We start from the raw sequence: 13294 nt of genomic DNA on the forward strand, positions 1-13294 counted from the left end.
ATGGAATATTGGTTACCAATTATTTACATGGGCATAATGGGGCTAGCGCTACTAATTTATGTCGTTCTCGACGGCTATGATCTGGGCGTCGGCATGTTAGTGCCACTGGCGAACGAAGCCGAAAAAGATATGATGATCGCCTCCATCGGCCCGTTTTGGGACGCCAATGAAACCTGGATTGTACTAGGCGTCGGGGTCTTACTTATCGCCTTTCCCGTTGCCCACGGCATTATTCTTACCAGCCTGTATTTACCCGTCACCATAATGCTAATGGCCTTAATCCTTAGGGGCGTGGCCTTTGATCTACGAGTAAAGGCGGGGGATCACCGTCGCGGCTTGTGGAATAAAGCCTTCTTTGCAGGCTCACTGATCGCATCGTCGGCGCAGGGCTGGATGCTCGGCGCCTACATCACCGGCCTGCAGAGCTCCGCCACAAGCCTACTTTTTTCGGCGCTTATCGCCGTCACACTGCCCGCGCTCTACCTGATTTTAGGCTGCGGATGGCTGCTGATGAAAACCGAAGGCGACTTACGTGATAAAGCCATCAAATGGGCGCGGATGGCAATCTGGCCAATGGGCTTGGGGCTTTTTATGGTCTCTATCGCGACCCCCATAGTCAGTAGTAGTATTGCCGAAAAATGGTTTACTTGGCCAAACGCTATTTGGTTAATGCCAATCCCGCTAGTTTGCATAATTTGCTATGGCAGTATTGTGATGCTGCTTAACAAACCTCGGGCTCTCAGCAACAACAACGGCTGGCTAATTTATGCCTGCACCGTCGCGATCTGCCTCATGGCTAGCCTCGGTCTGGCCTATAGTATTTTCCCCGACATTGTTATTGGTGGCCTCACTATTTGGGAATCCGCGGCATCGGTGAAGTCACTACAATTTACCTTGGTCGGCGTTGTCCTAACGCTGCCAGCTATTCTAGTTTATACATTTTTTGTTTACCGAATATTTCACGGCAAGGCCACCGCGCTGTCTTACGAATAAGTTAAAAAGGATATTTAATCGATGAAAAAATTACCGTTTCAAACCGACTTGACTGCAAAACCCGAGGTGTTGGCATTTTTCGACGAGCCCACCAACACATTCTCTTACATCGCAAAAGATCCGGCATCCAATGCCTGTATGGTCATTGACTCCGTTATGGAGATTGACTATGCCGCCGGCCGATTAAGCCTAAACGGTGCCGATAAAATTATCGCTTATATTCGCAGTCATAAGCTCGAGCTGCAGTGGATTATTGAAACTCATGTTCACGCCGACCACCTGTCAGCGGCGCCCTATATTCAGGATAAGTTGGGCGGTAAGATTGGTATTGGCGCAGAGATTACGACTGTTCAGAAGACCTTTGGCGAAATTTTCAACGAGGGCAGCGACTTCTGCCGTGACGGCTCACAGTTCGATCATTTATTTCAAGATGGCGACGAATACTTGGTCGGCGAGATGCGCTGCCATGCACTCCACACTCCAGGTCACACCCCCGCGTGCATGACTCACATCATGGGTGACGCGGCCTTTGTTGGCGACACGCTATTTATGCCCGATGGCGGCAGTGCCCGCGCAGACTTTCCCGGCGGCGACGCCAAAACGTTATACAAATCCATTCAACGTATTCTGTCACTGCCAGACGAACTGCGTTTATTTATGTGTCATGACTATATGCCCAACGGTCGCAATGTCGAATACCAAACCACCGTAAAACAAGAGCGCGAAGATAATATTCACGTCCATCAGGGTGTCAGTGAAAGTGATTTTGTCACTATGCGCGAACAGCGGGATGCGACTTTAGGTATGCCAAGACTGATCTTACCCTCGCTGCAAGTAAATATGCGAGCTGGCCATCTCCCCAAGCCTGACAGCAACGATGTGGTCTACCTAAAGTTGCCGCTGAATCTGCTGTAAATCACTCACTTTCCAATGTCGTCATCCGGAGTTCCAATGAATATTAAGGCTTTGAGTTCAACATTAAGCGTCTCTGAGCAGCTGCTGCCTAGCGATATAAGTGAACTTGCAAAACGTGGTGTTCGCACCATAATTTGTAATCGCCCCGATGGCGAAGGCTCAGACCAACCACTATTTTCAGAGATCGAAAAAGCGGCAACTGAACACGGCATTCAATGCCATTATTTGCCCGTAACTATGGGTATGGTTCGCGACGAAGAAGCCACCGCGTTCGCCACATTACTAGAGCAGGAAGGCCCCATTCACGCTTTTTGCCGCAGCGGTATGCGCTCAACTACCCTTTGGGCTTTAAGCCAAGCTAACCACCAACCCCTGACGGATATCGTCGCTACAGCAAAACTTGCTGGCTACGACATGAGCGGCGTAGCGGCGCGCATCGCCGGTAAAAGTGGCGAAATGAAAACACTGCGCAGCTACGACGTGCTTATCGTCGGCGGTGGCGCAGCGGGGATATCCACCGCCGCCAGCTTGCTATCACGCGACAAATCACTGTCCATTGCGATCATTGACCCCGCCGACAAACACTATTACCAACCCGGCTGGACCTTAGTGGGTGCAGGTATTTTTACGCCCGAGCAAACGATGCGCGACATGGCCTCTTTAATTCCTAAGGGCGCAGAATGGATTAAAGCCGCCGTCGCCGCTTTCAACCCCGACAGCAATACCGTTACCCTGGAAGGTTGCCGCCTCATTAAATACACCCGACTAGTCGTTGCCGCCGGCATAAAACTCAACTGGGATGGCATAGAAGGCCTTAGCGAAACCCTAGGTCGCAATGGCGTAACGTCTAATTACCGCTATGATCTTGCACCTTATACTTGGGACTTGGTCCGTAATTTAAAGGGCGGCCGCGCCTTGTTCACCCAACCACCCATGCCCATTAAATGCGCTGGGGCGCCGCAAAAGGCCATGTATCTGTCTGGCGACCACTGGTATAGAAACCAATGCTTAGAAAAAATTGATATCGAATTTTATAACGCTGGGGCAGTACTATTCGGCGTCGCCGACTACGTGCCTGCGCTAATGAAATACGTAGAAAAATATCGCGCGGCACTGAAGTTTAACCACAAACTAGTGCGCATCGATGGCGACAAAAAAACCGCCTACTTTGAAACCACCACAGCCGACGGCAATACCGAAATAGTCAGCCGCGAGTTTGATATGATCCACGTCTGCCCACCGCAAATTGCGCCGGACTTTATTCGCAGCAGCCCATTAGTCGATCAGGCCGGTTGGGTAGATGTAGACCAAACCACCCTGCGCCACAAACGCTACAACAATATTTGGTCGCTCGGTGATGTCGCCAATTCCCCCAATGCCAAAACGGCTGCCGCAGCGCGGGTGCAAGCTCCTATTGTTGCCGCCAACATTATTGCCGATATTAAAGGCAAGCATTGCGTTGCCCACTACAATGGTTACGGATCTTGTCCTCTGACCGTGGAGCGCGGCAAAATCGTACTGGCCGAATTTGGTTACGGCGGCAAGCTGTTACCGAGTATGCCAAAGTGGCTACTCGACGGCACCAAACCAACACGTGCAGCTTGGTTTTTAAAAGAAAGGCTACTGCCACCCATTTACTGGCAGGGCATGCTCAAGGGCAAAGAATGGCTGGTAACACCAACAATGACTGATGAAAACTAGGGGAATGTCATTGAAACTGACTGCGCTTAAAAACTATTTGCCCATTCTTACTTGGGCAAAAGAGTACGATCGCGAGGTGCTACTCAGTGATTTACTGGCGGCGGTAATCGTCACCATTATGCTGATCCCCCAGTCGCTAGCCTACGCCCTACTCGCAGGGCTGCCGCCGCAAATGGGTTTGTACGCCAGCATGCTGCCACTGGTCGCCTACGGAATTTTTGGCACCAGTCGCACCCTGTCTGTCGGACCGGTAGCAGTTGTCTCTCTGATGACTGCTTCGGCGATTGGCCATATCGCCAGCGCGGGCAGCACCAGCTATATAGAGGCCGCGCTATTACTCGCCTTTCTATCGGGTGTGTTCCTGCTAGGTATGGGCATATTGCGCATGGGCTTTCTGGCCAATTTTTTATCCCACCCCGTGATTGCCGGTTTCATTACCGCCTCGGGTATTATCATCGCCTTTAGCCAACTCAAACATATTCTCGGTATTAAAGCAGATGGCGAAAGCCTCTTTAGCCTGCTGCACTCGCTGTATGAATCTGTGGGCAGTACCAATCTCACCACGGTGGCCGTGGGCCTACCCACCCTGATCTTTTTGTTTTGGGTGCGCAGCGGACTCAAGCCCCTGCTCGTTCGCGCAGGACTTAGCGACAAAGCCGCCGGTATGCTAGCCAAAACCGGACCAGTACTGGGCATTATTGCCACCAGCTATGCTGCCTACTACTTTGACCTTGGCAGCAAAGGCGTGGTTTTGGTGGGCGAAGTACCGACCGGCCTCCCCAGCTTGCAAATGCCCAAACTGGGTCACGACGCGTGGCGAGAGCTAATGATGTCGGCGGTCTTTATCTCCATTATCGGGTTTGTCGAATCGGTATCCGTTGGCCACACCCTGGCAGCCAAACGTCGCCAGCGTATTACCCCTAATCAAGAACTTATCGGCCTTGGCGCCGCCAATATCGCCGCGTCATTTTCTGGCGGTTATCCCGTTACCGGCGGCTTTGCGCGCTCAGTTGTCAACTTTGACGCTGGTGCTGTGACCCCAGCCGCGGGCATGTTTACCGCCGTGGGAATCGGCGCCGCTGCAATGTACTTCACACCCTATTTAGCGTTTTTACCCAAGGCCACCTTGGCAGCGACCATCATTGTGGCTGTGCTATCACTGGTGGACTTCTCCATTCTCAAAAAATCCTGGGGCTACGCTCGCAGCGACTTTATCGCGGTTATGACCACACTGCTGATTACGCTGTTACTGGGCGTAGAAACCGGCGTGGCCTGTGGCGTGTTTGCCTCGCTGGCACTGCATTTATATAAGACCTCGGTGCCACATATGGCGGTGGTCGGAGAAGTACCGGGCACTGAGCACTATCGCAATATCAACCGTCACAAAGTCATTACCCACAACGATATTTTATCTCTGCGAATTGATGAGAGTTTATATTTTGCGAATGCCGGTTTTATAGAGGATCGGGTGTATGAGTTAGTCGACGCCAACCCAGCGATTCAGCACGTCATTTTGATGTGTACTGCAGTCAATGAAATCGATCTCAGTGCGCTGGAGGTATTAGAATCCATCAACCAGCGCTTGCAAGACAGCGGTATTACCCTGCACCTTTCTGAGGTGAAAGGCCCAGTGATGGACGTGCTCGATAAAACTGATTTCATCAAGCACTTAAGTGGCAAGGTGTTTTTGTCTCATCATCTTGGCATCGCAAAAATACGGGAGCAAGGTAAGGAAGACCACACGGCTAGTAGTGACTGGAATATATAAGCCCCAGCTGTATTTCCTCAGCCTTCGCATTTTCTCGATTGCACAGAAAAAGGACTTTCTGCGCTTGACTTTATAAGCTGGCAATGAGGCAATCTGACATACTTTTCTATGTCGATCCCATCATGATTTTATTATTAGTTTATATATCCATTGCCCTCGGCGTGTCTTTTTTATGCTCAGTATTGGAGGCGGTATTGCTGAGCGTAACACCGTCTTATATTGCCGCGGAAGAAGCCCGCGGGCGTCGTAACGGCCGCTTGTGGCGCGAGTATAAAACCGATATTGATAGACCACTGGCGGCAATTCTAAGTCTGAACACCATTGCCCACACCGTGGGCGCAGCGGGAGCCGGGGCACAGGCAACGGCGCTGTTCGGCGCAGCCTACTTCGGTTTAATTTCAGCGGTATTAACGCTATTGATTTTAGTCCTTTCAGAAATCATTCCTAAGACCTTAGGCGCTTTATTCTGGCGCCAACTATCTGCGCCGTGTGCCCTTACACTGCGGTTTATAGTGTGGTCAATGTACCCCTTGGTACTTATGGCGCAGGGCATTACGCGCTTGCTGTCTCGAGGCGCAGGCACGCACTCAATCAGCCGCGAGGAATTTGTTGCCCTCGCAGATGTTGCCGTCAATGAGGGCATATTAGATCGAAAAGAAGCCCGCGCTGTGGCCAGTTTAATTCGCTTTCGGTCCCTGCAAGCACGGGATGTGATGACGCCTAGACTGGTCATTTTCAGCCTGCCTGAGAACGCCATTGTTAAGGATGTTGTCGATGGCAATACCGCAATTTTGTTTTCCCGAATTCCCGTCTACGCGGGTGAAACCGACAATATCACCGGTTACATCCGCAAAGACGAGCTAATGCTCGCCATGTCACGCAGTCCCGACGCAGCGCTGAGCAGTTTACGGCGCGAGTTATTTACCGTGCCTGAGACATTAGCCACCTCTGAGCTGCTACATAAATTGACAGAGATGCACCTGCAAATCTCATTAATCGTCAATGAATACGGCAGTGTGATGGGCCTTGTGACCATGGAGGACTTAATAGAAACCATGCTCGGAATGGAGATTGTGGACGAGACCGACACCGCGGTGAATATGCAGGCGCTAGCCCGTGAGCTATGGGCGAAGAGGGCGCGTAGCTTGGGCGTATTCGATGACGATAAAATCAGTGCTGCGACCGCTTGGCAAGCACCTAAGGCCGATTAGTAGCTAAAGGTGAGGGGCTCGGTTTCCTTGCTCTTCACAGTTATTGGCAAGCGGAAGTCCGTCGGGACTTTTTTTACCGTGTAACGTTGGTTTCTCGTCAGATGAATATAACTAAATGCGTTGTCATCCAAGCCTTCAATTTTGTAGGCGTCGTAATGATCTGCAACCGTCGGGTCGGCGGGTTTCATACCCTCGACAGTGACCCAGCCACGAAATATGCGAAAGTAAATGTCGCCCGACACCCCCCAAAAACCAACTTCAGATTGTGATCGCGCACTGCCATCAGTATCTACAAATCGAAAATCAACCCGATAGGTACCATCGGCAGAGCGCTCGGTAAGCCACTCTTTTTGGCCACCGTTTTCCATAGTACGAATACCGTACCATTTACCGAGCAGCATATTCCGCGACGCGCTACTCGCTAATATCTGTATGTCGCTGACGTCATCTGGCTGCGAATTGTCGTCGGCCTGCATGGGCTTATGTAAATTAGCCGAGCTCAGCGGCTTAGTGATTTTAAACTGCGAACACCCCACTAATAGCATCGACAATAAAGTAAAACTAAGCAGCTTTTTCATGTAGGGAATCATTCCTAAACCGGCCCACACTGGCCATCGTCTCTTTGTTTGAAGTCACGCCTCGTCCAGTACTAGCAATTGCTGGTGTGCTGGAAAATACAAGGCCGTGCTAATCGGGCATTCTACCCCAGTTGCGCGCAATGCTTGCTGGTAAATCGTCATTTTACTGCGATATCGCTCCGCCTGCTCTGCTAAAAAGCGCTGTAGATTACCCTTGGCCTTAGCTGTCTTGTAATCCACAATCCAACAGCGATCCTGATCGATAAAAACTCGATCTAGAATCAAGGTTTGCCACTGCCCGCCAATCATTCTGCGAATGGTTTGCTCGCTGGCCTGCCACTGGTAACTGGCCAGAATCCACTGACCTTGCTCACAGTTCAAAGTATTCGCAACCAGCTCCATCACTCTCGCCACGCTGTCATCTAGACCCGGCTCAGGATGGCAGTGATGGCGCAAGCGCTGAGTAACTCCACCGCGAAGGCGGTCGTTATCCAACAGCCATTGTTCGCGATCATTACGCCGCCCCAAGCGCTCCATAAGCTCATGAAAAACAATCCCCACCGCGCGGTCTTCTATATTGTCTTCTAACACGGCGTTTTCCGTTTGACGCTGGGCGCGCTGCAAAGGTGATTCCGGCGGCATCGGTGGCTGCCATATCGGCTCGCTAACGATCTGGAAGTCTCGCAGACGCGGCGCAATTGGTACCCGCAAGGGCGCGACAACATCGTCGACTTCAATGACATCAGCGCATTCAAAGCTATCACTAACACTCGCCCACAAACGACTCAACACGCTGCCAGCGGTCGGGGCGACATCACCTTTACCATTTATTTTTGCCTGCCCAAACACATGTAGTTCGCGCCGGGCGCGAGTGAGTGCAACGTAGATCAATCGGTCAATTTCTTCGTCCAAGGCGCGGGCTTGGCAATTGCTCATATAGTCGTATAACTTTCCAGCAGCTGCATCTGCACCGGACCGCTTGGGCTTGGGAGCAAAGATCATGTGGCCGCGCAGCCGCTGCCACGCGAGCAAGTCGCGATCAGCATTGCGACCGGATGCGCCGGTGCCCGGCAAAATCACCACATCAAATTCCAAGCCCTTGGATTTATGGATGGTCATCAGTTCTATATTACTGCTGGGCGGGGTGGCGTATAGGCGCTCTAGGGCACGCTCTAGCACTCTAATGTCTTCCAATAATCCGGCCGGCGCATACTCATCTAGAAGCGCCAATACCCGATCAATATCGCCTTGCTGATGCGGCTCGATACAGGCTGGGCCACCGAGTAAATACCATGCACTGCGTAGCGCCCACCGCAAATCTCGGCTCTGCGGGCAACTTTCCAGCCACGTCACGGTATCTCGCAAGTGAGTGAGTGCCTGCTTTCCGTCGTCGCTGAGCTCGCTGCAGTGCTCAATATTCATAATAGCGTCGCGAAGTAGGCCGCCAGATTCGCGCAGTAGCAGCAGGTCGTCCCAACTTAATCCCACAAAAGGCGCACGCACAACACGGGCCCAGGCGACGTTATCGGCCTCATGCCACAGCGCGCGCAGCAGGCCCATAAAATCCATTACCGCGGGGGTCGCCGTCAAGCTGTCTATGTCTTGGCCGGAGAAGGTAATTCCCGCCGATTTTAAGGCCGGTACAATATGTTTTAAGTGACCGCGGTTGCGAACCAATATCGCCACTGACGAGTTCTTAGCAGTTGCGATGTCGCTGGCTTGGACCTTCTGAATTAAGGCCACAATTTCCTGCGCCTCGGCTTGCCCTACGCTCAGCTTAGCATCGACTTTCTGTCCCAATACTTGGGGGTGAATACACACTTCACCGTCATTATCACGCTGGGGCAGTGCCGCCTCGTAGTAACGGCCGCGATCCGTAAATAGAATTTTGAAGCAATCGTTTACCCAATTCACCAAATCCGGCGACGACCTGAAATTAGCAGTTAGCTGCAAGGGCATCAGGGTTTTACCGGCGAAACTACCGCGCTGCAGCAACTCATCAAACAAACTGACTAGGCTGCCGCGAAAGGCATAAATCGATTGCTGTAAATCGCCACAGAAAAATACACTGCGGCCATCGTCTTCTTCCCAGCCTTGGCATAAGGCCTCAAGCAATTCGATCTGACTAACCGAGGTGTCCTGCATTTCGTCGACTAGAATATGCCGAACACGATCTTCCACCAACAGCGCGTCACCAATCACTTCGCCGTGCTCGGCACTCAGAGCGGTGATAGCACGCTGCGCTATCTCGCCAAAGTCGACACCCCCTTTATGCTCAAAACTCAGCCGCAGATGTGCCAGCAAATACGCGAGGGCAATTCGAAAATGCCCCACCAGCTCGCGGCTACTGGCCGGCAAATACGGCGGCGGCAAGTTGGCAATACTGGCCAAATACAGCGACGCTGTTTCAAATAAACCGTCGTCCTCCAAACCCTTAAGCCAACTCTTGGCCTCAGCGGTGCCAGCTTGACCCGCTTTTAGACCCGCATAATTTAAGGAGCGCGGTTTATATAGCTCACCCTTGCCACTGAGCATGGCCGCAGCCAATTGTTGCAGCAACTCAAAATCTGCAATACCGAGCTGCTCACTACTGCGTAAATCCGCCGCCCAAGCATGCGCTTCATTTGATCCCGACGACGCGACAAATGCCGTTATCAGCTGGTCAACATCTAATTCCTGCAAGGCCTCCCACGCTGGCTCAAACTGAGCTGCCACTTCTTCGGCCAAAGCCGCTTCCATTACATCGAGATCGCCACTAATAACATCTCGCAACCATTGGTCGCGCTTTGACAGCAGGGCCGACAGTAAGGGCAGCAATGTCTCTATGCGATTGCTGCCGTAGGCCAATAAGCTTTGCAGGGCGACGGCAAGGGCAGGGGGGCAATGACTCTCGTCTAACTGCCTAAATAAACTGAGAATTGCCTCGCGATATAATGCCTCGGCATCGGTGACGGGCACCGCCGCGCCAAGACCTGACAGCAAGGGTAAACGCCTCACCAAGCTGCCACAAAGACTATCAAAGGTGGTGATCCGCAAGCGGGCACTGTTCTTGAGTAAGTGCCAATGATTTAGCGCGTCTTTCTCTAGTACTTTAAATACTGCCTCCCGAATATCATGCTCAAACCCGCTAGCAAGCAGAGCGAGTTTCTCGCCTTTTGCCACATTCGCCAGGGCCTCAGCACCGTCTTGTAATGCAGAGATAACCCGCTCTTTTATTTCGCCCGCGGCCTTATTGGTAAAGGTAATTGCGACCACAGTTTCCGGCTGGTCAACCGCGAGCAAGCAGTGTAAATAACGAAGTAATAATACCCCGGTCTTCCCTGAACCGGCAGGCGCTCGCACTAATACCGAGCGGCGGGGATCAACGGCCAGCTCGCGCTGCGCTTGATCGGGCGGACGAGGATACTGGCTCATTGAGCATCCTCCTCAATACTTAAATCTCGCAGCAAAGGCAGCAAAAAAGTATTAAAGCCACGACTGTGATTTTGACTAAAGTCATGTTCAATATTTCCCGCCAAAATACCTACCGCCATATCTTGTAGCGCGGTCGACCAAGCCTCTAATTCCGCCTGCCATTTTTCAGGACTATCAACGTCATTACTATGGGGTTTCTTAGCCACCACACTGCTAGCCCAATTGCTGCGCATATGAATTTTTAAATCATCCGGGCTTTTAAGCTGCGCTAACATCACACCGTCGAGCTTTGCCATCCCGTCCTTCTGCGCCAGCACATAAATGGGAAGCTGAGGCTCTGTTAAATTATCGACACTGAGGGAGCGGCCATCGATGGTGCCGGTTTTGTAATCTATAACCAAACGCTTATCGCCAATCTTATCGACGCGATCCATACGAATTCTGAGCGGAATACCCATCAACTCACTTTCCACTAATTGCTCGGTAGACAACACGTCAAAGTCTTCTATGCGTGGTCGCTCATTTTTATCCATCCACGCGCAAACCAAGGTGATCACTCGTTCTTTTTCAATACTAAGTAGCGACTCGCCAAAACGGGCCACACTGAGCTCCGGATTCTCTAATGCACGCTCGCAACTCGCTCTTACTAATGCCTCTAATTGCAGGTCGCTACAGGCGTCTAAGGCGACTTTAGTCTGCAATTCTTCCCAGACATACTGCATAGTGTCGTGAATCAAAATACCCTGTATGCGATGATCTAAGCCCTCAGCGGCGACCGGAAATTCGCGCAAATTTAATCGATATTTTAAAAACGCAAAGAATGGACTACTCGCATACTCTTTAAATAAGCCCGTGCCACCGCGGACTGCAGCGCGCTGCTCAGGGTTAACTGCTCTGACGTTATCGGCAGCCGGCATAGCCACGCGGCCCTGCGCCATATATTGGTTTGCGCCAAGCCACACATCGTCATCAATATACTCGCTTAACAAGGTACATGGCCCCAACGGACTACCCACTTCATTCTCTCTGCAGTGGCTGACATGCACTTCTGGAGAAGACTTTAACAGGCCGCGCAACACCTGTTGATCGCGCTGTAAGCACAAGCCCGGATCACTATTGGCGTAGTTAGCACGCTGCTGCAGTTCTAGGGGCAAAAACGGAGAAGGCTCTACCCGACGCGGCAGGGCGTTATCATCCAAGCCCATTATCCAAACCCCATCGAACTTCAAGCCAAGCGCATCATCGTAAGACATAACCCGCACTGGGCAAGGCCATTCCCGCGCGACCGAAAATCGCTTAGTACTCAAAATATGTTGCAACCATGACAGGGCGGTGTCGTGATTGATTTCGCCCAGCTGACGATCTAGTGCGCGGAACACATCCATGGCCTGACTAAAACCACGGCGACACTGCTCCACAACCACGTCATCATCACTAGCATTGGGCCAAGAAGCGGTCAGCAAAAGTTGATCGAAGAATCGTACCCAAGAGGAGGGGAGTTGCCGCGCAGGCATACTTTTAAGCATCGCTTCTAGATCATGTAAAAAGTCACTAACGCCGGGCTCCTCTTCCTCAAATTTGCGCGCCAGCGAAATCGCATTGCGCAAACTAGTTTCTGGACTTAGATAATCTCGCCAACGGAGGTCTAAACTAGCCCTTATGCTCCGCGATTCTGGCCAGCCCCGCACGAAACGAGATCGCAGAATGCGGCTAAGTTGCTCTAGCGGCAACGCTCTGCCGCTAAGGGAGATTAAATCCCAGGCCGATTTTATCAGCGGGTAAGACAGCAGTGTTTCACTACCCTCAAATACCCAGGGTTCACGCACCTCGCTATTCGCCGAGGGGAACAAACCACTCGGATAAAATTGACGCTGCAATACATTGTTTAGTGGTGCTTGATAACGATTCATATCCGGCACTAAAATCGCAAACAATGAATCTTGTAAAGGCTTTTGAAGACTGGTGCTTACCTCAAACTTAGCTCTTAACCACGCCGCCACCGCTTCGCACTCTTGACCTATTTGCGCAACAGAACTAAATCTGGGCGGAGTGTCGCCAAGCTGCTCATCAAGCAGTGTCATCAGGCTTGTTTTATCAGCACAGCGCCGAATAAATGCCTGAGCAGCAGGGCTAAGTTCAAGGCCCTCGCTAAGTACTAATTGATCAGGAAGATCAATACCTGAGGTATTAAGCACCTCACTTAAATGCGCTGGCAATTGCTGGCCGCTGAGTGCCAACTGAGAATCTAATTTAGCCTGCATGCTACGCTGCCAATGATAAAAAGCCTGATATTCCGCTGAAAAACGATAATAGTCTTCATCACTACTGAGCTGGTATTGCGCATGCAGCTGAAAGGCGTCCACAAACTGGCGGGTGATCGCCATACTATTTAGGCAATCTTTAGGGAAGAACTCGCTTTCCTCGATGATCTCTCTGGCTAAGGCGAGCAGCTGAATTGGCCGCAACACTTGTTTGGAGGGGAAGGTGGCATCCCAGGATTCTGCCAGCCACTGATCGACAGGCATTACTGTAACAGTCTCAATAAATGCTTGATCATGACTGCCGCGCAAGTGCGCGACCCGGTCCCGGCATTGCCGGGCACTGGCGTCACTAGGCATCAAGACAATGCTGTGCCCCTCACAGCTTAACAGCGTCGCCAATTCTATTGATACCACAGAAAAATCCTTTTACTATTATAAAAAAATTAAAAATAA

At 51.5% G+C, this 13294-nt stretch carries 8 protein-coding genes; 5 read left to right on the forward strand and 3 right to left on the reverse strand.

The features are described 5' to 3' along the window. The 5 genes from AB4875_RS01275 (at position 1) to AB4875_RS01295 (ending at position 6588) form a co-directional block, all read left to right on the forward strand. Positions 1–993, forward strand: coding sequence for a cytochrome d ubiquinol oxidase subunit II (locus AB4875_RS01275; RefSeq protein ID WP_368374220.1), 993 nt, complete (start codon positions 1–3; stop codon positions 991–993). Positions 994–1014: 21 nt separating this feature from the next. Then, positions 1015–1908, forward strand: a complete 894-nt coding sequence (locus tag AB4875_RS01280) for an MBL fold metallo-hydrolase (RefSeq protein WP_368374221.1) — start codon at positions 1015–1017, stop codon at positions 1906–1908. 36 nt (positions 1909–1944) lie between these two features. Further along, entirely contained in the window at positions 1945–3609 is a 1665-nt protein-coding gene (locus tag AB4875_RS01285; RefSeq protein WP_368374222.1) for a bifunctional protein tyrosine phosphatase family protein/NAD(P)/FAD-dependent oxidoreductase, read from the forward strand. Between the two features lie 4 nt (positions 3610–3613). Next, entirely contained in the window at positions 3614–5377 is a 1764-nt protein-coding gene (locus AB4875_RS01290; protein ID WP_438273512.1) for a SulP family inorganic anion transporter, read from the forward strand. Between the two features lie 122 nt (positions 5378–5499). After that, positions 5500–6588, forward strand: a complete 1089-nt coding sequence (locus AB4875_RS01295) for a CNNM domain-containing protein (protein ID WP_368374224.1) — start codon at positions 5500–5502, stop codon at positions 6586–6588. On the opposite strand, the gene AB4875_RS01300 is transcribed toward AB4875_RS01295, so the two are convergent. The 3 genes from AB4875_RS01300 to AB4875_RS01310 are packed head-to-tail and all read right to left on the reverse strand — an operon-like array spanning position 6585 to position 13255. Beyond that, positions 6585–7166 carry a hypothetical protein gene (locus AB4875_RS01300; RefSeq protein ID WP_368374225.1) on the reverse strand — a complete coding sequence of 194 codons (582 nt, stop codon included), beginning with the start codon at positions 7164–7166 and terminating at the stop codon, positions 6585–6587. The genes AB4875_RS01295 and AB4875_RS01300 overlap by 4 nt on opposite strands. Before the next feature lie 54 nt (positions 7167–7220). Beyond that, positions 7221–10580 (reverse strand): UvrD-helicase domain-containing protein, encoded by a 3360-nt coding sequence (locus tag AB4875_RS01305; RefSeq protein WP_368374226.1) that lies wholly within the window; start codon positions 10578–10580, stop codon positions 7221–7223. After that, positions 10577–13255: a PD-(D/E)XK nuclease family protein gene (locus tag AB4875_RS01310; RefSeq protein ID WP_368374227.1), complete on the reverse strand. Its 2679-nt coding sequence runs from the start codon at positions 13253–13255 to the stop codon at positions 10577–10579. Before AB4875_RS01310 ends, AB4875_RS01305 begins: the two co-directional genes overlap by 4 nt. Between the last annotated feature and the right edge of the window lie 39 nt (positions 13256–13294).

The organism is Zhongshania sp. R06B22, assembly GCF_040892595.1.
GTDB classification, from domain to species: Bacteria; Pseudomonadota; Gammaproteobacteria; order Pseudomonadales; family Spongiibacteraceae; genus Spongiibacter; species Spongiibacter arctica.